Genomic DNA, 23,705 nt, shown 5'->3' with positions numbered 1-23,705 from the left:
AGGAAGAGTTGGTGGCTATTTTCATGGGATTAGTTCAATTCTGGCCAAAAGTCTTGGTTGGCTTCGATTAAATCATCTAGTAATTCTTTTGCGATCCGAGCGTTTGGTACGATTTTCGATAAAGCTAACGCTTGATACAATTTTTGATACGATTTTTCTGCCCAAGCTTCAACAACTAATTTTTCAACCGCCACTTGCTGCTCCATCAAGCCTTTTTGGAAACGTGGAATCTTACCTTGTGTCAATGGCTCTGGACCATTGCTGCCAACGACACATGGCACTTCTACCATCGCTGTCTCATCAAAGTTCACGATAGCGCCTTCGTTAGGCACGATCAACAGCATTCTTTCATGAGTGTTGTAGGCAATTGCTCTGGCAAGGTCTACGATGTAGCTGGCATGTTCATCGACTTCTAAAGTTGTTCCTTTTGCAGTCCCGGCTTCTGCGATTCGATCACATTCGCTAAAAACATGCTGCTCTCTGCCGGCCATTACTTCGTTTGCTCTAGTAAATTCCGGATTCGCATGCGCCACTTCATCTTGTGGATAGAAATAATATTTCAAATATGTGTTCGGCAATGTATCGGGATCTAATGCATAGACTTCCTTCGCTTTCGCAAAAGTATGCATCCAGCTGGCATCCGTATGCTGTGATTCTTCGATTTCTTCTGGCAATGAATAGCCATGATCTTTAACATGGGCTTTGATTTTCGGCATTAAATCATTGCCATCTTTGTCACGAATATCCGTCCACCAGCCAAAGTGATTCAATCCGTAATAACGAACTTCCATTTCTTTTCGCGATTTCAAGCCAATCGAATGCGCCATTCGTTCTTCGATTCCGACAGGCATGTCGCAAATATTGATGATTTTTGCAGTTGGTCGTAATTTTCTCGTTGCTTCCGCTACAATCGCTGCTGGGTTAGAATAATTCAACATCCAGGCATCAGGCGAATATTTTTCCATATAATCAACTAACTCCAGCACACCGCCAATCGAACGCATGCCATAAGCGATCCCTCCAGGTCCACAAGTTTCTTGACCGACCACGCCATATTTCAATGGGATTTTTTCATCTTTTTCACGCATCGCGTACAAACCTACACGAATATGCGCCATCACAAAGTCGACATCGGTAAATGCCGTTTCTGGATCAGTAGTTGCTACAAACTTGATTTCCGGCGCCCGTTCCTTCAGTAAAATTTCACAGGCATTCGCTACGTGATTTTGACGTTCTTCTAAGTTATCGTAAAACTTGATTTGGCGAATCGGAAATTTATCTAAGTTATCTAACAACATTAAGACAATCCCTGGTGTAAACGTACTTCCTCCGCCTGCAATGACAATTGAAAATTTTTTCATTTTTTATCTGCTCCTTTAGCAATTAGTTTTCTATATCCATCAATGTTTCAAATTGTTCTCTAACTTGTGGCACATCCAGTCCTACGATCACTTGGAAAGCATTTCCGTTTCGAACCACTCCATGGGCACCACCTGAGCGAAAAACATCATCCGGCTGCACCAAGTTTTGATCTTTGACGGTGATTCGCAAACGTGTCGCGCAATTATTGACCTTTTCAATATTTTCGGCACCGCCGAACCCATCCAAGTAAACCGCCGCTTGCTCAGTATATTGATTAGCACCTTCCAGTACAGGCGTCTGGGCGCCTTGTTTGGCTTTGTAATCTTTTTTCGAATAAAGCTTGATGTCCTGCGCATTTTCTTCTCGCCCTGGTGTCGCCAAATTAAATTTAAGGATCAAAAAGCGGAAAACGAAAAAGTAAATGACGACAAATGCTAAACCGATAAAGAGTTGGGTAAAGATCATACTTTTGTGATTTTGGAATAAGGGTATCCAGACTTTAGCTAGCAGATCAATCAGTCCGCCACCCATATCGCCGACCACTCCAAAGGCGTACATTGTTGCAGCCATTGTTGCCGCTAAAAAGGCATGAACCGCAAACAATGGTGGAGAAACAAATAGGAATGTAAATTCCAGCGGTTCGGTGATTCCGGCTAACACAGCGGTCAAAGTCGCTGGAATCAAAATAGCCAACACTTTTTTTCGGTTTTCTGGTTTAGCCGTAAAGTAAAAGGCTGCGGCGATTCCTGGTGAAGCAAAGATTTTTGAATTCCCGTGCAGTGCGAAGCCGCCTTCTGGGAATAATTGCTTCAATGGCGTGGTAGTTTGACCAAATTCTTGCAGATGACCCATCCAATATTTGGTAATACCTTCTTCCACCACCGCCGGTCCATAAACAAATGGTGTGTAGATAAAGTGGTGCAATCCCGTAGGAATCAAGATTCGTTCCAAGAAAGTATACAGCCAAACACCGAAAATTCCCGCGCTGGCTAAGAAGCCTTGTAATGATCCGATTCCTTGTTGAACCTTCGGCCAAATCAAGCAAATCAGAAACGCGATGGGCAACATTGCGAAGAATCCTAAGATTACGATAAAGGATGAGCCTTGGAAGATTCCTAAGAAATCCGGCAACTTCTTATCAAAATAACGATTGTGTAAAAAGACAACGATTGCAGAAATAAAAATCGCACCAATAATTCCAGTATCCAAGGTTTTAATGCCACCGATCAATTTCAGACCACTATCACCACCAGGTTCAGCCGCGAAGTTTACACCAAAGAAATCTCCAAAATACTCAAGCATCGATGAAATGAAATAATTACAAGTCGTGTAGACTACGAAAGCTTCCATCGCCGCACGAGCATTGGCCTTTTTTGCTAACCCGATTGACAGACCAATTACGAAAAGCAGTTCCATTTGATTGAAGACCGTCCACGCACCATTTTCAACAATGCTCCAGATCGCGTACCAAGTCGTCCCTTCATTGGCGATGCTACCAACTAGCATCGGATTTTTGAAAATGATACAAAGTGCCACCATTATTCCCGAAAAAGAGAATAAGAGCACTGGGGTGAACATCGCTCCCCCGAACCGCTGAATCTTTTCCATCATGACAAAAACACATCTCCTTCCAACAATTTATTTTTCCTGTTTACATTTCTGACTATACAGTCTAAATAAACCGTTTACAATAACTTGGAAAGACTTCGGGAATCAGGTTCCAGCTTTGTTCCAAAGTGTCAGCGGCTGGGAAATTTCCCACAGAAAAAGGCAAGAATCCTAAAATGGATTCTTGCCTTACTGTTTGTTCTATTTAATGAATAAAGCTTAGTTCATCAATGTTTGAGCTGCAGTAATAATAGATAATTTGTAAACATCTTCTTCGTTTGAACCACGAGAAAGGTCAGAGATTGGTTTGTTCAAGCCTTGCAAGATTGGTCCAATAGCTTCAAAGCCACCGAAGCGTTGTGCAATTTTGTAGCCGATGTTTCCTGATTGTAATTCTGGGAAAACAAAGACTGTCGCTTGTCCGGCTACTTTTGATTCAGGTGCTTTTAATTGTGCCACACCAGGAATATAAGCTGCATCAAACTGTAATTCACCATCGATTAAATAATCAGGAGCTAATTCTTGTGCGATTTTGGTTGCTTCTGCTACTTTATCCACTTCAGGTGCTTTGGCAGAGCCTTTAGTTGAAAAGCTCATCATAGCAACTTTAGGTTCGATATCGAATAGTTCAGCGGTTTTTGCTGATTCGACAGCGATTTCTGCTAATTCTTGCGCATTTGGATTCACATTGATGGCACAGTCAGAGAATAAGTATTTCTCTTGGTCACGGCCGCGAACCATTAAGAAAGCGCCGCTTGTCCGGCTGATGCCAGGTTTGGTTTTAATGATTTGTAACGCTGGGCGGACAGTATCCCCGGTTGAGTGGATCGCACCAGAAACCATACCATCAGTGATGCCCATGTAGGTCAGCATTGTGCCGAAGTAATTTTCATCTTTAAGAATTTTTTCAGCATCTTCTTTGGTTACTTTACCTTTACGACGTTCAACAAACGCTTCCACCATTTCATCCCAACGATCAAAATGATCTGGATCAATAATCGTAAAATTGCCTAAAGCGATTCCACGAGCGTTCGCAGCTTTTTCAATTTCATCCACGTTTCCGATCAAGATTGGTTCCACTAGTTCCTCAGCTCTTAGACGTGAAGCTGCTCCTAAAATCCGTGCGTCCGTTGCTTCAGGAAATGCCACTTTAATGTTACGGCGAATAATCTTAAATTTTAAACTATCAAATAGATCCACGATAAAACCCTCCAGAAATTTATTTCTTACTTATCATACAACAATTCACAAGAAAAGAAAAGGACAGAATAAAACATCTGTACTACTAATTAGAATCCAATAAACTTGAATGAAGAACCTTTTCACAATCTGTCTCTATAACAGAAACCGTTGTCATACTACACTGTTTCAGGCAGCTGCCAATTGATCGGCTGCTCATTCCATTCTTGCAAGATTTGATTGGTTTGGGAAAATGGTTTTGACCCAAAGAAGCCACGATGAGCCGACAATGGCGATGGATGAACCGACTTGATGATCGCGTGTTTTGTGGTATCGATCATTTTTATTTTTTCTTGCGCCGGTTTGCCCCATAAAATAAAAACAATCGGTTTTTCTCGTTCATTTAAGCGTTCAATAATTGCGTCTGTCAATTGCTCCCAGCCTTGGCCCCGATGAGAATAAGCTTGACCTTCTCTGACCGTCAACACCGTGTTCAGCATCAGCACCCCTTGCTTGGCCCAGCTAACTAAATTCCCGTGTTGGACAGGTGGGATTCCAAGATCACTTTCCATTTCCTTGTAAATATTCCGCAAAGACGGCGGGATCTTAACCCCTGGCTGAACTGAGAATGAAAGGCCGTGGGCTTGGTCCACGCCATGATAAGGATCCTGTCCTAGAATTACGACTTTCACTTGATCATAAGGCGTCAATTCCAAGGCTTCAAAAATATGATACATATCCGGATGGATTTTTTGTGTCCGGTATTCATCTTTTAAAAATTCTCGCAGTTTCAAATAATACGGCGCTTGGAATTGGTCTGCCAGAACGGTTTGCCATTCATTGTGGATGATTTCTTTCACAGCGTACACTCCTAATGTTTTTTTGCTGGCTTATTGCTCATTTTTCAATTACTCAGCTAATTCTTTTTTAAGAATAAATCCGACATGGTTATCCTCTCTGGGATTATGGTACACTATCGGTGAATGATAAGAAAGCTAGGTGAACAATTTTGATCAAACTTATTGCCTCCGATATGGACGGGACATTATTAAACAATCATATGCGGGTTCCGACAGCCAATATCGAAGCCATCAAAAAGGCTCAAGCACAAGGAATTGAGTTTATTACAGCAACCGGTCGTGGAATGAGTCATGCGAAGATCTCTTTAGACGAAGCGAAGATCCATGTACCGATGATTTTATTAAATGGCGCTCACGTGGTGAATGCCCAACGTGAAACGATTTTCACAATTCCCATAGGTCTACAAAAAACACTGGCCGTAATGGATGCCATTGAAAAGGCTGGCTTATACTACGAGATTTTCACCGCAGACCACGTCTATTCAGAGAACCAATCCATGCGGATCGAATTTGTTTCAGAACATCTGTTAAGCAGAGATCCTGAACTATCGAAAAAAATGGCGATCGCCGCTTCCTCGGAACATTTGACCTTGACGCCGATCGATTATGTCGAGAACATTCGCCAAACTTTAAAAGAAACCGGTGAAGACGTCTTGAAGATCATCGCTTTTGATAAAAATGGCCCAGAGCGGCTAAAGAAAGTCACGATCGAATTAGAAGAAATCGGCGACCTGGCCATCGCGGCTTCTGAATTAACCAATATCGAAATCAATCATGTCAATGCCCAAAAAGGGATCGCTTTGAAACAATTTGCTGAACAACGCGGCTTTACTTCAGACGAAGTTATGGCCTTTGGTGATAATTTCAACGACGTCTCGATGCTGACTTATGCCGGAAACAGCTATGCGATGGGCAATGCCGCTTTAGAGATTAAAAAAATCGCAAAACACGTCACGGATACGAATGAAGAAAATGGTGTCGCAACGGCAATCGAAAAAATCCTTTCTGAGTGATAAAAACAAAGGTGTGAATCAACATGACCGAATTTTTTATTCAAGAAAAACAATTAAGCTCGGTGACCCGTACGATTGTGAAAGATAGTAAGGGTGTGCCACTTTATTTAATGGTAGGTCACTGGGGGCGTAAAGGCAATGTGCTGTCTCTCTATGCGATGAATGGGCAGATCGTGGCTTACATCAAGCAAGCAAGCGTGATTCTCGGCCGAAAATTTGAAATTTATCAGGATCACACTAAAGTCGGTGTGCTTCATAAAATTTTTCATTGGCCAGGGGATTTTTACTACATCCAACAGCTTCATTGGGCTGTTTATGGGGATATTTATAATCATCAATATAAAATCAATCACTTTAATCAGCCGGTTATGACGATGGACAAAGCAACCTTACTGACCGGTGATTACTATGCGCTAGATGTCACTGATCCTGCCGATGCACCCGTTTGTATCTGCGTCGCAGCCGTCATGGACTACTGGCTCTATAATCGCAACAAACGCAGGGAAAAAGAGACAGCTCTAGAGATCACTTTTTCACAAAACTAACAGAGGATGAGCCTAATCGGCCCGTCCTCTGTTTTCTCTAAAAATTCTTTTTTCTTAGCTGCGATCGCGTGTTTTTACCGCTCGCTGCATATGATCATACTGATGTCCACTGATCATGATTTCTCCGACATCCTGAAAGCCATCACGTAAATATAAGCGTTTGGCATTAGGATTGGCTTTATCAACATTTAAGCCAATGACCGTCTCTCCTTCATGAGTCGCTAAACGATCCACCGCCGTCAATAACTTTGAGCCGATTCCATGTCCGCGATAACGCTCATCTACCACGATCGAATCTAAATACCATTCATTCGGGAACGCTTCTGGATCAATAAACATATTGATTTCTTCTTCAATGCCCTGTGACCGCAAATAATTTTGCAGCGGCAGATCAATGATCGCCTCTTGACTAGCAGGATAACCAAAGACCGCACCAGCGATTTTTCCGTCGATCTCTTCGACCAAGCCACGGGCATAACCAAAACGATAGGTTGGGTCAGTAAAGCAAGCCGCGATTACTTTTAAAGCACTCTCTTCGCCAAATTCTTCTAAAAAATCCAGTTCCATGTCCTTTAAAATAACCAGTATTAATTTAGCTACCGCTGCACCATCTTGTTTTTTTGCAAATCGAATCATTTTAAAACCTCTCTTTTAATAACGTTTAACATTACCCATCTAGTGTAACATGAGGCGCTTTTTTACGAAAGTGAGGATACTTTGTGATCGCTGAAAAGTCTGCTATGATTGATGCGGGAGGAATACCAATGAAAAAATTTATAAAAATTATTTTGGGGATTGTCATCGCAATTATCGTCGTCTTCGGCGGCTATTTGATTTATTTATTCGCTAGTTACGATCGTTTACCTGACAACCTGACCTTAAAGCCGCATAACCAGCACAATGAGGTCTTGGAAACAAATAAAACCTATCGTGCCATGAGCCATAATATCGGCTATGGTGCCTACCCTCCAAGCTATAGCTTTTTTATGGATGGTGGAAAATATTCACGGGCTTATGATAAAAAGACCGTTGAAGAAAATATGCAAGGCATCGTCAATACGACCAAAGACGTGGCTCCGACTCTAGCTTTTTATCAAGAAGTTGACCAATCAGGGGATCGTTCGCAGCATGTCGATGAGGTCGCTTGGTTGAAAGAACATTTACCCACCTATAACAGTCTTTATGGGCAAAATTACGACTCGTCTTATTTATTCTATCCTTTTACAGATCCCATCGGCCAAGCCAAATCAGGCTTAGTCACCTTGAGCCACGCTGAGATCACTAGCAGTAAACGTTATTCATTACCGATCGAAACGAATTTCAATAAATTCTTTGATTTGGATCGCGCTTTTACCGTCAGCCGTATCCCAGTCAAAGGGAATCATGAGCTGATTGCTATCAACACACATCTATCGGCTTTTACAAAGGATCGTTCCGTGCAAGCCGCGCAATTGAAAAAAATTTTTGATGTAATGGAAACTGAATATCAAAAAGGCAATTATGTTATGGTGGCCGGTGATTATAATCACGACGTTTTAGGCAATAGCCCTGAAGTCTTTAATACAAGTAAAAAGCGCGAAACATGGACTCATCCGTTTCCTAAAGATCAATTGCCAGCAGGTTTTCACCTGCCTAATGGCAATTTAGCCGAAGAAAAAATCCCTTCGGCTCGGGCCTTAAATGAGCCTTATAAAAAAGGGCACACCTATACGACCTTGATTGATGGTTTCTTACTTTCAGACAACATTCAGGTGAAGGATCTCCATGTCAAAGATATGGCGTTCCAATATTCTGATCATAATCCAGTTTATTTAGACTTTAGTTTGAAATAATCGCTACCTCCGACTAAAGAGATTAAGCGAGAAACTACCTCTAAATCATCGTTTATAAGTAAAAAAGCCGAGACAATGTTTGTCTCGGCTTTTTTAGCGATTAACCTTCTCGAATCTGCTGGATGATCGCTTCAGCGGTCGCCGAGTTCATTCGTTCGGAGTGACGCAATTGTTTGGCTACTTCAGCAATCTCATTTTCAGTCGCCCCTGCCGAAATAGCAAGGGAACGACTTTGCATCGCCATGTGGCCTTTTTGGATTCCGTCTGTCACTAAGGCCCGAATCGCTGCTAAATTTTGGGCAAGTCCTACCGCTACAATGATTTCACCTAGCTCAGCCGCGTCAGTTACTTCTAATATGTTTAAAGCAATTTGTGCTTTCGGCAAAACTTTTGTGGCGCCCCCAACGATCCCAACTTTCATTGGCATGACTAGCTGGCCGATTAGTTTGTCTGCTTGGATAGACCATTCACTTAAGCCTTCATAACGACCGTTACGAGCTGCATACGCGTGACTAGCCGCTGCCACAGCACGGGTATCATTGCCGGTCGCTAAGACGATCGCATCGACGCCATTCATGATTCCTTTATTATGTGTCGCCGCTCGATAAGGATCAAGTTTGCTATAATCACTTGCAGCAGCGATCTTCTCCGCTAATTCAGCCGAAATCTGACTGAAAGGCAATTCACAACGAGCCTCGATCAGCGATTCCGTCCCATAATTACTTAAAATACTAAATAGTACATCCGATTCAGGCAATAGCTGTCGTACTTCTTGAGCGACCGCCTCTAACATCGTGTTCACGATATTGGCACCCATCGCGTCCTTTGTATCTACCACAAGATCAAGTGACAGATACCCTTCCGCAAAAGTTCTAATCGCAATCGATCGTAATCCGCCGCCTCTTTGGTAGATCGAAGGATAACTCGTTTCAGCGGTCTTAAACAATAAAGTCTCATTGTGTAGAAGGCATTTTTTAGTGGCTACTAAATCTGAAACATTGCGTAAAACGATTTGCCCCGTCATCGCTTGTCCAATAACTCGCGTTGCTAATCCGCCAGCCTTTGCAATAATTTTTCCGGCATTACTAGCTGCCGCAATGACAGACGGTTCTTCTGTTGCCATTGGAATGATTTTTTTTTTACCGTTAATCACAAAATTTTGTGCGACGCCTAAAGGAATCGACGCTTCACTGATTTGATTTTCAATCAAATTATTCGCAATCTTTTCTGGTAAAACTGTTTCACTGGCTAATTGGGCTGCGTCTTTAGCTGACAGCTTTTTTTCTTTAACCAATGACGCCAAACGTTCTGCCCGCGTCATCTGGTAGAATTTTTTTTGGGCTGTCTCCTGATCCTCCGCTTTTGTAACCATTAAGGCCAAGCCTAAGCCGCCACCGATACAAAGACTGGCAACGCCACGTTGTTTTCCTTCTTGTATCAGCTCAGATAGCAAGGTCGTCACGATTCGGGCCCCACTGGCACCAATCGGATGGCCTAAGGCAATTGCTCCACCATAAATATTAACCCGTTCATCCGGCAAAGCTAACTCTTTTTGAACCGCCACCGATGCTGCCGCGAAAGCCTCGTTGATTTGGAACAGATCGATATCTGCTGTGGTCCGATTTACTTTCTGTAGCAGCTGGTTGATGGCCGAAACAGGTGCAACCCCCATGATACTAGGGTCGATTCCGACTTCACTATAGCCATTAATCTCTGCTAAATAATCCAAGCCATGTTCAATCGCGTAAGCTTTTGAAGCCAAAACAACCGCCGAAGCACCATCGTTTAACGTTGAGGCATTTGCCGCCGTCACTACACCGCCTTCTTTAAAGGCTGGCTTTAACGAGCTGATTTTTTCCAGCGTCGTATCGGCTCGAATGCCTTCATCGGTATATAACGTGCTGCCATCTGCAAGCGGCACCGCCACGATTTCTGACTCAAACTTTCCTTCACGGCTTGCTTGTGCTGCTTTCATTTGCGAATCATAGGCAAACTGATCCTGCATCTCACGAGTGATCTGGTATTGGTCCGCCACTTTTTCGGCGGTTAATCCCATGTGCTTCCCACTAAAAGCATCTGTCAAGCCATCATAGATCATGCTAGACTTTGGCTCCTGCCATTCCTGTGTCACATAATCAAAGCCAGTCACTTTTGGCGCCTGAGACATATTTTCTGTTCCGCCAGCCACCACAACCCGAGCATCACCAAGCTGAATCTGCTGCATACCAAAAATAATCGATTTCAATCCCGACCCACAAACTTCATTGATCGTCGTTGCCGGAACTTCATAAGCAAGCCCAGCCTTCACTGCTGCCTGACGAGCGACATTTTGTCCATTGCCGGCTTGCAAGACATTTCCCATAAAAACTTGATTAACTTCTTGTCCGGTGATCTCTGCCCGGTTAATTGCTTCTTTCACCACGATTGCACCAAGCTCTACCGCTGACACGCTCGCTAATTTACCTCTGTATCTTCCAATTGGTGTTCGTACAGCACTTAAAATGACTACTTCTTCCAAGGGTGCACCTCCAATAAAATTGTTTAAAAACCAGACGTAAGTATAGCACAGATAGTTTTATAATTTCTTAAGATTCAAACTCACCTAATTCTGACCTTTCTATGATATATTTACCAATGGAAGAGGAACAAATCTATTTCTTGATTTCTTTTTTTACGATAGCGGATCGTTATCCGCCGCAAACAATGAATTCTATCAATAAGGATTCAATCATAAGAACTAGGAGGAGCAATATGACTATAGGAATTGATAAAATCAGCTTTCATGTGCCTAATTACTATCTCGATATGACCGATTTAGCTAACGCGCGGGAAACTGACCCTAACAAATTTCACATTGGTCTTGGACAGGATCAAATGGCGATTAATCCTGAGACCCAAGACATCGTTACTTTAGGGGCAAGTGCTGCTGCAAAAATTCTTACTGATGAAGACAAGAAGGACATCGATATGGTCATTGTCGGAACAGAATCAAGTACTGATTTTTCAAAATCTGCTGCCGTCATTATCCATAACCTGTTAGATATCCAACCATTTGCTCGTTCATTTGAAATAAAACACGCATGCTATGGTGGTACAGCTGCCTTGCAACAAGCACATGATTATGTAAGCTTGCATCCTGACCGCAAAGTGTTAGTGATCGCAGCCGACATCGCTAAATATGGCTTAAATAGTGGGGGGGAACCCACTCAAGGTTGTGGCGCTGTCGCAATGCTTATAACGAAAGAGCCTCATATTTTGGCCTTTAATAACGATAGCGTCTTCTATTCTGAAGATGTCTATGATTTCTGGCGCCCGGCTGGTCATGATTATCCATTGGTCGATGGTCATCTCTCAAATCAAATCTATATTGATTCTTTCACACGCATCTGGGAGCAAAATAAAAAAATCAATCAAACAAGTAGTGAAGACTACGCTGCCCTTACCTTTCACTTACCTTATACTAAGATGGGTCGAAAAGCATTACGGGCCATTTTCCCTGAGATGCCAGAGGAAGAACAACAGCGTTTAGAAGCTCGCTATGACGAAGCAATCCTTTACAGCCGCCAAGTCGGCAATCTTTATACCGGTTCACTATATTTAGGTTTATTATCGTTGTTAGATAATAGCCAGTTAGTGGCGGGAGACAGAGTGGGGCTTTTCAGCTATGGTTCTGGTGCAGTCAGCGAATTTTTCTCCATGAACTTGATGGAAGATTACAAAAATTATTTAACCTCGGAAAAAAATCATACGTTGTTGGCACAACGAAAACGTTTGACCATTCCAGAATATGAAAACATGTTCAACGAAAAATTACCAACCGACGGAGGTAGTCATCGCTTCTCCGATCCAACCGACTTTGCTATCAACAAAATCGATGGCGATATTCGTTACTACAATAAATAATTTGACGCAAAAGGAGCTGAGACAGTTATGGCTCAGCTCCTTTTTTACATATAAACGGTGGTCCAGAAGTAGCTTCTGTTCCAACCTCTTATTTTTAGACACAAAAATAGTCTAACAGGTCTAATGGCTGTGTGTTTTTGTTTCATTCTAAGTTTCTAGAATATTTACACTCTTTTCTAGGTCTTAAACGTTTTTGTTCTTGTGATTGAATGTTCGTTTAAGCCTCACCATTAAATAGAGAAATGGTTCTACTGTCTACATCTCTCATCCTGTTAGACCTTGATTCCTTGGTAAGGAGTTCTCAAAATCCCTACTTCCTTCCTGCCCTTTTAGGCACTCTCTCTTGAAATGAATGCCTCCATTCATTTCATGTTGCTTTGATCCTTAACAACTTTAGGGATACTACCCCTTACACCTATTTTATACCATATTTCCAGACTTTTTGCAAGCGTTTACAGTTTTGCTGGTCGATTTTTTTCATGTTACAATGTTCTCCATGGAAGGAATGATTTCAATGAATATTTTATATATATCAATTTCAGGAAACACCCGTGCTTTTGTCGAAAGACTAACAACTTATGCTGCCGAACAGCACCAGGCAGACGCTAAAAATCCACTGATTACTAGCAAAGAGATCTCTGAGAACAGTCCCTTCGAAACAGAAGCGGAAGAATTTTTTACCTTCGTTCCGACTTATCTCGAAGGTGGGAATGGCGTAGACAATGGTGATACTGAAATTTTGACCGAAGTCATGCGGGAGTACTTGGACTATGAGGCTAATTATCAAAAATGTCTCGGCGTAGTCGGCAGTGGCAATAAAAATTTTAATTACCAATACTGTCTTACTGCTAAACAATATAGCGAGGCCTTTGGATTTCCTTTTTTAGCGGATTATGAACTGCGAGGTACCACCAAAGATTGCGAGCGTATCTATGATTGTCTAAAATCTGCTTTAGCAAACTGATTTTTCACTCATCATTTTATTGACATTTTCTCATTAAAGTAGCATTCTTTTTTAAAGGAGTGAAGAATTTGAGAAAAGTCGCAATTATTGGTGTCGGCCACGTTGGCAGCACCACTGCCTATACATTAATCGCTAAACAAATCGTTGATGAAGTAGTCTTATTCGATACAAATACAAACCTCGTTCAAGCTGAACTAAATGATCTAGTTGATGGACAAATGGAACAGCCACATCAAGTTAAATTGATCGCACCAGATTTATCTGAGTTAGCTACCACCGATGTACTGATCTTTTCCGCTGGGAATATTTCGATCCTTAATGGTAATTCAGATCGCTTTGCCGAGCTGAATTTGACAAAAACAATCGTAGAAGAGTGGGCACCTAAAATTAAAGCTTCCGGCTTTAAAGGGATTATCTTAAACATTACGAATCCTTGCGATGTGATTACCCGCTATTTGCAGGAATTAACCGGATTGCCTAAAGAACGCGTCTTTGGTACTGGCACTTCTTTAGACACCGCTCGGATGAAGCACGCAGTCAGCGAAAAAATCAATGTCCACCCGACTTCCGTGAACGGCTATGTAATCGGTGAGCACGGTGAAAGTCAATTTGTTGCTTGGTCCACTGTCACTGTCGGTGGTCTGCCAGTCACCGAGACTTTAACTAGCGAACACCGGATAGAGCTTGATGCAGCAGCGCGCAAAGGTGGTTGGACCACTTTCAGAGGAAAGGGCTATACCTCTTATGGGATTGCCATTCAGGCCGCACGAATCGTCGAAGCGATCTTAAATGATAATCAGCTGATCGTGCCCGTTAGCCATTATCAACCAATTGAAAAGTGCTACGCCGGCTCACCTGCCAAGGTTTCGATTAAAGGAATCAATGAATCGATCCCGCTCAACCTGACAGCAGCCGAAAAGCAAAAATGGCAGCTCACCATCCAAACGATAAAAACAATGTACGAAACGATTTAAAGAAAAAAGGCTGGACGCATTGTCCAGCCTTTTAAGCGCTTTGAATAATTGTGGACCCTTTCTCCCAATCAAATGAGATCAATTTCGCGTTTGGCGTCCGATAATTGAAGACTTTTTCATTCTCCAATGGTTCAAAATAATTTTTCATCGCGCGTATCACAGAGTTATGACAAACCAACAAGTAGGTATTTTCTTGGTCTTGCTCCAATTCAGTTAGCAATGGAACGATACGAGCATAAACATCCATTAGTGATTCGCCATTGGGATATCGCACCGCAAACTGTGTCCGCAACTGCAAATAAACTGACTGCTGATCACTCGTTCCATCAAAGTCGCCATAATCTAATTCAATCAAACGTTCGTCAACGCTCATGGGTAACTTATTTTTTTCCGCCACGATCCGTGCTGTTTCCTTTGCACGTTGAAGCGGTGAATGAATAATTTTTGTGATTGGCTGTGATAAATTAGCGACTTCCTTTGCTAATAGCTCCGCCTGCTGATAGCCGACCTCTGATAAAGCAATATCGCTTCTGCCTGAAATAATTCCTTTATGGTTCCATTCCGTTTCTCCATGTCTTGCAACGTAAAGCACTATAACAACCCTCTCTAATCTAGCTCAAAAAATGAAAAACACTGAAACTGATTTCATTCTATTTTCAAAAAGATGCAGCGTAATAAACTGGTAATAGCCAGTGACCATACCACTTTATCACTAGAATGAAAGAACGTCTACTTTTTTTGAAAATGATTAGGACTTTTTAACCCCGTAGACCCGCGGAATAATTAAATGATCAATCAGCGGGACGAAGCAATTCATAATCAGCAAGATAAAGGTCATTCCCTCTGGCATCGAGCTGAATTGACGCCACAGCATTAATAAAATTCCACAGCAAATCCCGTAAATAATTTCACCTTTGGGGGTAGTCGGTGACGTACTGTAGTCCGTCGCCATGAAAAAAGCTCCCAACATCGTCGCACCGCCAAAGACATGTGCAAACACGATCGTCGGATCTCCTTTTCCAAAAAAGAAAGCCAACAGAATAATCGTCCCCAACATAGAGAAGGGAATCTGCCAAGTGATAACCTTTTTGTAAAGTAAAAATAATCCACCTAGAAGCAATAGGATAGCAGCTGTTTCTGCATTTTTACCGGCAATCAACCCAGTCAGGCTGTCGAGCATTTGTTCTCCCGAAAGTCCTATCCCCGCTTTCGCATCCATCAACGGCGTTGCCGAGGATACAACATCTAAACCATCGAGGGAAAATATCGGACGTGGTTGGACATTTTCAGACATTTCCTTCACAAAAACCAAGCGTAGTACGGCCCGCCCAGTTAGCGCCGGATTCAATAAGTTTTTGCCGATTCCGCCAAATAATTCCTTCGCTACAAGAATCCCTATCGTACCCCCTAAAATCGGATACCACAACGGGACACTCGCCGGCAAACTCATCGCTAACAAGACACCTGTCACGACTACCGAATAATCTTTTGGCAAAGAATTCCTCCGCAGCTTGAACCATAATAGCTCAACGATTAAACACGTTGCGACAGAAATTATATACAGCAACAATGAGCGCAAACCAAAGAAAATAATCGAAGCCAAGACACTTGGCAGTAAAGCAATTAGTACCCATTTCATCAGATGATCCGTTTTTTCTCGATATAATAAATGTGGTGAGGCTTCCATCATAGGATAACGCTGGCTACGTACTTCTTCAAATGCCGATCTTTTCTCCATTACGATTCCCGCCTCTCTTTCAGCGCTTGCTGTCCTGCCACAATATGCTCCGCTAAATGACGACGCGCCGGACAAATATAGGTGCAACAACCACAATTAATACAGCTTTCGACATATAGTTTTTCCAGCCGCTTCCAGTTTTTCTTTAAATAATTTTTTTCAAGTTGATGTGGTAACAGACCTACCGGGCAAACTTCTACACAACGAGCGCATAGAATACAAGGACTAGGCGTACTGTCTTGGTCATGCTTTTCATTTATCACGATCAAGCCATTCGCTGATTTTGTTAATGAAGCTGCCAACGTATCTACCGTTTTTCCCATCATAAAGCCACCAGTAATAATTTTTGAAGGGGTCCCATCAAACCCACCGCAAAAATCGATCATATCTTGAATCGAAGTTCCAATCGGAAAGTAAACATTTTTTTGCTGCATCACATCTCCCACTACAGAACAAATCCGATAACTTAATGGAATGCCTGGGTCAATTGCTTCAGAAACAGCAACCGTTGTAGCGACGTTAATGACCAAATAGCCTAAATCTCTTGTTGATCCATCTGGGGGCTCTTCTTTTCCGGTAATCGTTTTAAACAACATTTCTGTGCTTCCCTGCGGGTATACAGAAGGTACTTCAATAACTGAAAGAGTTGGAATATCTTTACATAATTCTTTCATAACTTCGATTGCCTCTTGCTTATCATCTTCAATGGCTATGATTCCCTCATTGGCTCCTACAGCCTTTAATACAAGCTTGCAGCCTTTAATGAGTTGATCTCCCTGATTTACCATTAAAGCGGCATCCGCCATTAGCAACGGCTCACATTCCGCACCGTTGAAAATGCACGTATGAATATCTTCTTTGGGATTAAGTTTTACATGACTGGGAAAAGTCGCTCCCCCTAAACCTACAACACCTGCAGCTTCCACTTTTTCAACAATTGTTTCTGGTGCCAATTCCTCAATCTTATCATGATAAATTTTCTTAGGCTGTTCTTGAAAATCATTTTCGATCACGATACAAGTCATTTCATCCCCTTGACCTTGATCGATTTCTTCGACTCCAACAATCCTTCCCGAAACACTCGCATGAATATTGGCTCCCAATCCCTCACCCATTTTAGCAATCGTTTGGCCTAAAAAAACCTTCTCACCAACTGAAACAGTCACTTCCGCCGGATCACCAATATGCTGCTGGATCGGAATATAAACTTTTTTAGGATAAATACTTTCTACCTTTTTATAATTATCAATTCCTCTTAGGTGCAAAGCTTGATCCTGATGAAGATCAATCCCACCTTTAAACGCTCGATTCACCATCATAATCCCCCATTTTTCTTCTTATTTTTAGTATAACATGAACATTTTTCAACTAAAAATAATATCCCATACCTAAAAAGAAGGATTAGTTAATAAAAAAAGTTATCGAATGATCGAATCTATACAATTTTAAAAATTGACTTTCCAGAGCAAGCACACCTTCAGCTATCCTTGATTAGTATTCACAGCTAGATAAAATTTAAACAACAAAAAAGACTATCCATATTATGAATAGTCTTAACTGCGTGGCGACGTCCTAATCTCACAAGGGGCAACCCCTCACTACAATCGGCGCTAAGAAGCTTAACTTCTGTGTTCGACATGGGAACAGGTGTATCCTTCCCGCTATCGCCACCACACTATTTGTTTGAGTAAACTTCGTTCACTCAAAACTGGATCAGAAACGTTTTTAAACAACCTTGAATCAATTTTTGGTTAAGTCCTCGATCGATTAGTATCAGTCCGCTCCGTACATCACTGCACTTCCACTCCTGACCTATCTACCTGATCATCTCTCAGGGATCTTACTTTCTTAAAGAAATGGGAAATCTCATCTTGAGGTGGGCTTCACACTTAGATGCTTTCAGCGTTTATCCCTTCCCTACATAGCTACCCAGCGATGCCTCTGGCGAGACAACTGGTACACCAGCGGTAAGTCCATCCCGGTCCTCTCGTACTAAGGACAGATCCTCTCAAATTTCCAACGCCCGCGACGGATAGGGACCGAACTGTCTCACGACGTTCTGAACCCAGCTCGCGTGCCGCTTTAATGGGCGAACAGCCCAACCCTTGGGACCGACTACAGCCCCAGGATGCGACGAGCCGACATCGAGGTGCCAAACCTCCCCGTCGATGTGGACTCTTGGGGGAGATAAGCCTGTTATCCCCAGGGTAGCTTTTATCCGTTGAGCGATGGCCCTTCCATGCGGAACCACCGGATCACTAAGCCCGACTTTCGTCCCTGCTCGACTTGTAGGTCTCGCAGTCAAGCTCCCTTGTGCCTTTACACTCTGCGAATGATTTCCAACCATTCTGAGGGAACCTTTGGGCGCCTCCGTTACTCTTTAGGAGGCGACCGCCCCAGTCAAACTGCCCATCTGACACTGTCTCCCACCACGATTAGTGGTGCGGGTTAGAGTGGTCATAACACAGGGGTAGTATCCCACCAGCGCCTCTGTCGAAACTAGCGTCCCGACTTCTACGGCTCCTACCTATCCTGTACATGTGGTACAAACACTCAATATCAAACTGCAGTAAAGCTCCATGGGGTCTTTCCGTCCTGTCGCGGGTAACCTGCATCTTCACAGGTACTAAAATTTCACCGAGTCTCTCGTTGAGACAGTGCCCAAATCGTTACGCCTTTCGTGCGGGTCGGAACTTACCCGACAAGGAATTTCGCTACCTTAGGACCGTTATAGTTACGGCCGCCGTTTACTGGGGCTTCAATTCGTACCTTCGCTTACGCTAAGCACTCCTCTTAACCTTCCAGCACCGGGCAGGCGTCAGCCCCTATACGTCATCTTTCGATTTTGCAGAGACCTGTGTTTTTGATAAACAGTCGCTTGGGCCTATTCACTGCGGCTGATCGTTAGATCAGCACCCCTTCTCCCGAAGTTACGGGGTCATTTTGCCGAGTTCCTTAACGAGAGTTCTCTCGCTCACCTTAGGATTCTCTCCTCGACTACCTGTGTCGGTTTGCGGTACGGGCCATTGTTTTCTCACTAGAAGCTTTTCTCGGCAGTGTGACATCAGGAACTTCGGTACTATTATTTCCCTCCCCATCACAACTTGTCCTTAGAGAAGCAAGCATTTGACTCGCCTCAAGACTCATTGCTTGGACAGACATTTCCAATCGTCTGATTCCTTAGCCTCCTGCGTCCCTCCATTGCTCAAACAAAAACAACGGGTACAGGAATATCAACCTGTTATCCATCGCCTACGCCTTTCGGCCTCGGCTTAGGTCCCGACTAACCCTGGGCGGACGAGCCTTCCCCAGGAAACCTTAGTCATTCGGTGGACAGGATTCTCACCTGTCTTTCGCTACTCATACCGGCATTCTCACTTCTAAGCGCTCCAGCAGTCCTCACGATCTACCTTCAACGCCCTTAGAACGCTCTCCTACCAACATACCTATTGGTATGTTCCACAGCTTCGGTAAACTATTTAGCCCCGGTACATTTTCGGCGCAGGGTCACTCGACTAGTGAGCTATTACGCACTCTTTAAATGGTGGCTGCTTCTGAGCCAACATCCTAGTTGTCTGTGCAACCCCACATCCTTTTCCACTTAATAGTTATTTTGGGACCTTAGCTGGTGGTCTGGGCTGTTTCCCTTTCGACTATGGATCTTATCACTCACAGTCTGACTCCCAGAGATGAATGGATGGCATTCGGAGTTTATCTGAATTCGGTAACCCGAGATGGGCCCCTAGTCCAAACAGTGCTCTACCTCCATCATTCTTACTCTGAGGCTAGCCCTAAAGCTATTTCGGAGAGAACCAGCTATCTCCAAGTTCGTTTGGAATTTCTCCGCTACCCACACCTCATCCCCGCACTTTTCAACGTACGTGGGTTCGGTCCTCCAGTGCGTTTTACCGCACCTTCAACCTGGACATGGGTAGATCACATGGTTTCGGGTCTACGACCACTTACTCATTCGCCCTATTCAGACTCGCTTTCGCTACGGCTCCGTCTTTTCAACTTAACCTCGCAAGTAATCGTAACTCGCCGGTTCATTCTACAAAAGGCACGCTATCACCCATTAACGGGCTCTAACTTGTTGTAGGCACACGGTTTCAGGATCTATTTCACTCCCCTTCCGGGGTGCTTTTCACCTTTCCCTCACGGTACTGGTTCACTATCGGTCACTAGGGAGTATTTAGCCTTGGGAGATGGTCCTCCCGGATTCCGACGGAATTCCTCGTGTTCCGCCGTACTCAGGATCCTCCTAGGTGCCAGTCAAATTTTGTCTACGGGGCTTTTACCCTTTCTAGCAGACCTTTCCAGGTCCTTCGACTATTTCACTGGACTACCATATCGGAGTCCTACAACCCCAAGAGGCAAGCCTCTTGGTTTGGGCTTTTCCCGTTTCGCTCGCCGCTACTCAGGGAATCGAATTTTCTTTCTCTTCCTGCAGGTACTTAGATGTTTCAGTTCTCTGCGTCTACCTCTAATCAGCTATGTATTCACTGAAAAGTAACATCCTATAAAAGATGCTGGGTTCCCCCATTCGGAAATCTCCGGATCAAAGCTTACTTACAGCTCCCCGAAGCATATCGGTGTTAGTCCCGTCCTTCATCGGCTCCTAGTGCCAAGGCATCCACCGTGCGCCCTTATTCACTTAACCTTATCTTGACTTTCGTCAAGGGTCTTACTAATTCCCATGAGCGATCATGTTCCTTAGTAATAAATAAGCAATTGAACTTATTAAAAAACTCATTCAACGCGGTGTTCTCGGTTTGTTTAAAAAAATGTGTTTCTGTATCCAGTTTTCAATGAACGATTTTTGAGAGTAAACCTCTCAAAACTGAACGAATAAAAGCAATCCTGTGTAGTTTCCGTAACGTTCATCTTAGATGAACTATTTCCTTAGAAAGGAGGTGATCCAGCCGCACCTTCCGATACGGCTACCTTGTTACGACTTCACCCCAATCATCTATCCCACCTTAGGCGGCTGGCTCCAAAAGGTTACCTCACCGACTTCGGGTGTTACAAACTCTCGTGGTGTGACGGGCGGTGTGTACAAGGCCCGGGAACGTATTCACCGCGGCGTGCTGATCCGCGATTACTAGCGATTCCGGCTTCATGTAGGCGAGTTGCAGCCTACAATCCGAACTGAGAGAAGCTTTAAGAGATTAGCTTAGCCTCGCGACTTCGCGACTCGTTGTACTTCCCATTGTAGCACGTGTGTAGCCCAGGTCATAAGGGGCATGATGATTTGACGTCATCCCCACCTTCCTCCGGTTTGTCACCGGCAGTCTCGCTAGAGTGCCCAACTAAATGATGGCAACTAACAATAAGGGTTGCGCTCGTTGCGGGACTTAACCCAACATCTCACGACACGAGCTGACGACAACCATGCACCACCTGTCACTTTGCCCCCGAAGGGGAAGCTCTATCTCTAGAGTGGTCAAAGGATGTCAAGACCTGGTAAGGTTCTTCGCGTTGCTTCGAATTAAACCACATGCTCCACCGCTTGTGCGGGCCCCCGTCAATTCCTTTGAGTTTCAACCTTGCGGTCGTACTCCCCAGGCGGAGTGCTTAATGCGTTAGCTGCAGCACTGAAGGGCGGAAACCCTCCAACACTTAGCACTCATCGTTTACGGCGTGGACTACCAGGGTATCTAATCCTGTTTGCTCCCCACGCTTTCGAGCCTCAGCGTCAGTTACAGACCAGAGAGCCGCCTTCGCCACTGGTGTTCCTCCATATATCTACGCATTTCACCGCTACACATGGAATTCCACTCTCCTCTTCTGCACTCAAGTTTCCCAGTTTCCAATGACCCTCCCCGGTTGAGCCGGGGGCTTTCACATCAGACTTAAGAAACCGCCTGCGCTCGCTTTACGCCCAATAAATCCGGACAACGCTTGCCACCTACGTATTACCGCGGCTGCTGGCACGTAGTTAGCCGTGGCTTTCTGGTTAGATACCGTCAAGGGATGAACTTTTTACTCTCATCCTTGTTCTTCTCTAACAACAGAGTTTTACGATCCGAAAACCTTCTTCACTCACGCGGCGTTGCTCGGTCAGACTTTCGTCCATTGCCGAAGATTCCCTACTGCTGCCTCCCGTAGGAGTTTGGGCCGTGTCTCAGTCCCAATGTGGCCGATCACCCTCTCAGGTCGGCTATGCATCGTTGCCTTGGTGAGCCGTTACCTCACCAACTAGCTAATGCACCGCGGGTCCATCCATCAGTGACGCAAAAGCGCCTTTCAAAGTAAAACCATGCGGTTTTACTTGTTATACGGTATTAGCACCTGTTTCCAAGTGTTATCCCCTTCTGATGGGCAGGTTACCCACGTGTTACTCACCCGTTCGCCACTCTTTTTCTTTCGGTGGAGCAAGCTCCGGTGAAAGAAAAAGCGTTCGACTTGCATGTATTAGGCACGCCGCCAGCGTTCGTCCTGAGCCAGGATCAAACTCTCATAAAAAGTGTTTGAAACAATCTTGCGATTGTTAAGCTCAATTGTAATAATTGACTTGCTAGCATATTGCTTGCTATGTTGTTTGCTTCTATAAAAGAAGCGCCCTACACATTTGGTTTGTTTTATTCGTTCAGTTTTCAAAGGTCTACGTTGTTTGTCGCTTTGTTTCAGCAACTTTTATATCTTAACAGGTTACTGAGTGAATGTCAACAACTTTTTTCAATTAATTTTTGAAAAAGTTTTGAAACTCAAATGACAACTTTGAAATCATAACATTCAGCAAAAAGTTTGTCAAACATTATTTTTCGTTGTCATAGCAACTTGTTTTAACAACGTTATTGATAATATCATACTGAAATATAATGTCAAACACTTTTCATTATTTTTTCAAAATAATTTCAGTGAAATGAAAAATGGACTAGCAAAATGCTAGTCCACCCTCACTTCTATTCCAAAATGGTCACTAATCTTAGCGTCGTTGACACCATCAAAAACAACCTTATAACTGACTATTTCAAAAGTTTTAGCAGCAAACACATAATCAATCCGCAAACCTGATCGATTCTGAGCCCAGCCATCAATCGATTCTTCAACTGTAAATTCCCCAGTTGTCTTTTTTGCCGCTATGAAGGCGTCTTGCAAATCTAAAGGACTTTTTGTCACCAAATCATATCCTTCATTAGCCTTTTTAGCATCGTTGTTAAAATCTCCGATAACTAATAAAGAACCGCTTTTTGCTTTCAACTTTTCTTCTAACGTTTGCCATTCGGGTGCAAAAGAATCATCAAAGCCCCGCCACCAAGAAAGATGTGCATTCGCGATTACTATTTGTTCTTGATTGACAGTCGTTTCGCCAATCACTACTTTCCTTGTATGGTAATCAGCCGGATTAGAACTTTTTGAAACAAAATGGCTTTCTACTATTAAAGGGGTTTTAGATAGTAAACCAATTCCTTCATGGAAACGATCATAGCCGATATGGTTATAACTCCAATTCCAATAGTAGTAACAGTCTAGCTCCTTCAAGTACTCGGTCAAGCAAAACAGAAAATTATCTTGACGAATCGCTTGTTGTTCTTCCGTTGGTTGAAAATAGCCATCGACTTCTACCAACGGGCTTGCAATTCCTTGATTCACCTCTTGCAAGCCCACAAGGTCATACTTTTCTTGAGCGATTCGTTGTGCCAATACACGAATTTGTCGCTGATCATCTGCTTCCATCCAGCTATGAGTGTTTAGAGTTAATACTTTGATCCTTCTCGCCTCAC

The 23,705-nt window shown here is 43.5% G+C and carries 16 protein-coding genes and 3 rRNA genes; 6 read left to right on the top strand and 13 right to left on the bottom strand.

The annotated features are described in order from the left end of the window. Nucleotides 1–29: 29 nt before the first annotated feature. The 4 genes from IGI54_RS03935 to IGI54_RS03920 form a co-directional block, all read right to left on the bottom strand. Complete coding sequence (locus IGI54_RS03935; RefSeq protein WP_430621214.1) at nt 30–1,361, bottom strand: 6-phospho-alpha-glucosidase; 1,332 nt, start codon at nt 1,359–1,361, stop codon at nt 30–32. Nucleotides 1,362–1,383: 22 nt separating this feature from the next. Beyond that, on the bottom strand, nt 1,384–2,973 hold the full coding sequence (locus IGI54_RS03930; protein WP_216428539.1) for an alpha-glucoside-specific PTS transporter subunit IIBC: 1,590 nt from the start codon (nt 2,971–2,973) through the stop codon (nt 1,384–1,386). Between the two features lie 216 nt (nt 2,974–3,189). Next, nucleotides 3,190–4,170 (bottom strand): phosphate acetyltransferase, encoded by a 981-nt coding sequence (pta, locus tag IGI54_RS03925; RefSeq protein WP_216428537.1) that lies wholly within the window; start codon nt 4,168–4,170, stop codon nt 3,190–3,192. A 158-nt stretch (nt 4,171–4,328) separates the two neighbouring features. Next, nucleotides 4,329–5,009 carry a uracil-DNA glycosylase gene (locus tag IGI54_RS03920; RefSeq protein ID WP_216428536.1) on the bottom strand — a complete coding sequence of 227 codons (681 nt, stop codon included), beginning with the start codon at nt 5,007–5,009 and terminating at the stop codon, nt 4,329–4,331. Between the two features lie 149 nt (nt 5,010–5,158). Between IGI54_RS03920 and IGI54_RS03915 the strand changes: the two genes are divergently transcribed. Both IGI54_RS03915 and IGI54_RS03910 read left to right on the top strand, forming a co-directional pair. Continuing rightward, nucleotides 5,159–6,022 (top strand): Cof-type HAD-IIB family hydrolase, encoded by an 864-nt coding sequence (locus tag IGI54_RS03915; RefSeq protein WP_071863297.1) that lies wholly within the window; start codon nt 5,159–5,161, stop codon nt 6,020–6,022. A gap of 23 nt (nt 6,023–6,045) precedes the next feature. Continuing rightward, nucleotides 6,046–6,567 carry an LURP-one-related/scramblase family protein gene (locus tag IGI54_RS03910; RefSeq protein WP_313630319.1) on the top strand — a complete coding sequence of 174 codons (522 nt, stop codon included), beginning with the start codon at nt 6,046–6,048 and terminating at the stop codon, nt 6,565–6,567. Nucleotides 6,568–6,621: 54 nt separating this feature from the next. On the opposite strand, the gene IGI54_RS03905 is transcribed toward IGI54_RS03910, so the two are convergent. Continuing rightward, a complete protein-coding gene (locus IGI54_RS03905; protein WP_216428534.1) occupies nt 6,622–7,203 on the bottom strand; it encodes a GNAT family N-acetyltransferase in 582 nt (193 codons plus the stop codon). A gap of 128 nt (nt 7,204–7,331) precedes the next feature. Here IGI54_RS03905 and IGI54_RS03900 point away from each other — a divergent pair, with 128 nt between their 5' ends. Continuing rightward, nucleotides 7,332–8,399 (top strand): endonuclease/exonuclease/phosphatase family protein, encoded by a 1,068-nt coding sequence (locus IGI54_RS03900; protein ID WP_071863294.1) that lies wholly within the window; start codon nt 7,332–7,334, stop codon nt 8,397–8,399. Nucleotides 8,400–8,499: 100 nt separating this feature from the next. On the opposite strand, the gene IGI54_RS03895 is transcribed toward IGI54_RS03900, so the two are convergent. Continuing rightward, a complete protein-coding gene (locus IGI54_RS03895; RefSeq protein ID WP_430621213.1) occupies nt 8,500–10,917 on the bottom strand; it encodes a hydroxymethylglutaryl-CoA reductase, degradative in 2,418 nt (805 codons plus the stop codon). Nucleotides 10,918–11,150: 233 nt separating this feature from the next. Between IGI54_RS03895 and IGI54_RS03890 the strand changes: the two genes are divergently transcribed. From IGI54_RS03890 to IGI54_RS03880, 3 genes are all read left to right on the top strand, one after another. Continuing rightward, nucleotides 11,151–12,302 carry a hydroxymethylglutaryl-CoA synthase gene (locus IGI54_RS03890; RefSeq protein ID WP_430621212.1) on the top strand — a complete coding sequence of 384 codons (1,152 nt, stop codon included), beginning with the start codon at nt 11,151–11,153 and terminating at the stop codon, nt 12,300–12,302. A gap of 514 nt (nt 12,303–12,816) precedes the next feature. Next, entirely contained in the window at nt 12,817–13,266 is a 450-nt protein-coding gene (gene nrdI, locus IGI54_RS03885) for a class Ib ribonucleoside-diphosphate reductase assembly flavoprotein NrdI (protein ID WP_216428925.1), read from the top strand. Nucleotides 13,267–13,334: 68 nt separating this feature from the next. Then, complete coding sequence (locus IGI54_RS03880) at nt 13,335–14,240, top strand: L-lactate dehydrogenase (RefSeq protein ID WP_430621211.1); 906 nt, start codon at nt 13,335–13,337, stop codon at nt 14,238–14,240. Nucleotides 14,241–14,271: 31 nt separating this feature from the next. Here the strand turns inward: IGI54_RS03880 and IGI54_RS03875 are convergent, their stop codons facing one another. From IGI54_RS03875 to IGI54_RS03845, 7 genes are all read right to left on the bottom strand, one after another. Beyond that, nucleotides 14,272–14,832, bottom strand: coding sequence for a histidine phosphatase family protein (locus IGI54_RS03875; protein ID WP_071863289.1), 561 nt, complete (start codon nt 14,830–14,832; stop codon nt 14,272–14,274). A 156-nt stretch (nt 14,833–14,988) separates the two neighbouring features. Further along, nucleotides 14,989–15,978 carry an RnfABCDGE type electron transport complex subunit D gene (locus IGI54_RS03870; protein WP_430621210.1) on the bottom strand — a complete coding sequence of 330 codons (990 nt, stop codon included), beginning with the start codon at nt 15,976–15,978 and terminating at the stop codon, nt 14,989–14,991. Then, nucleotides 15,978–17,294, bottom strand: a complete 1,317-nt coding sequence (gene rsxC, locus IGI54_RS03865) for an electron transport complex subunit RsxC (RefSeq protein WP_430621209.1) — start codon at nt 17,292–17,294, stop codon at nt 15,978–15,980. The genes IGI54_RS03870 and rsxC overlap by 1 nt, the downstream gene beginning before the upstream one ends. A gap of 243 nt (nt 17,295–17,537) precedes the next feature. After that, nucleotides 17,538–17,653, bottom strand: a 5S ribosomal RNA gene (gene rrf / locus IGI54_RS03860). 72 nt (nt 17,654–17,725) lie between these two features. After that, nucleotides 17,726–20,638: ribosomal RNA gene (locus tag IGI54_RS03855) — 23S ribosomal RNA — on the bottom strand. Between the two features lie 246 nt (nt 20,639–20,884). Next, a 16S ribosomal RNA gene (locus tag IGI54_RS03850) occupies nt 20,885–22,443 on the bottom strand. The 16S, 23S and 5S rRNA genes sit together here, the layout of an rRNA operon. A 423-nt stretch (nt 22,444–22,866) precedes the next feature. Then, entirely contained in the window at nt 22,867–23,658 is a 792-nt protein-coding gene (locus IGI54_RS03845; protein ID WP_430621208.1) for an endonuclease/exonuclease/phosphatase family protein, read from the bottom strand. Between the last annotated feature and the right edge of the window lie 47 nt (nt 23,659–23,705).

It is taken from the genome of Enterococcus sp. DIV0800, from assembly GCF_050559735.1.
Taxonomy (GTDB): domain Bacteria; phylum Bacillota; class Bacilli; order Lactobacillales; family Enterococcaceae; genus Enterococcus_A; species Enterococcus_A devriesei.
The sequence above is the reverse complement of the archived record's forward strand: the minus strand, read 5'-3'. Positions and strand labels throughout refer to the sequence as shown.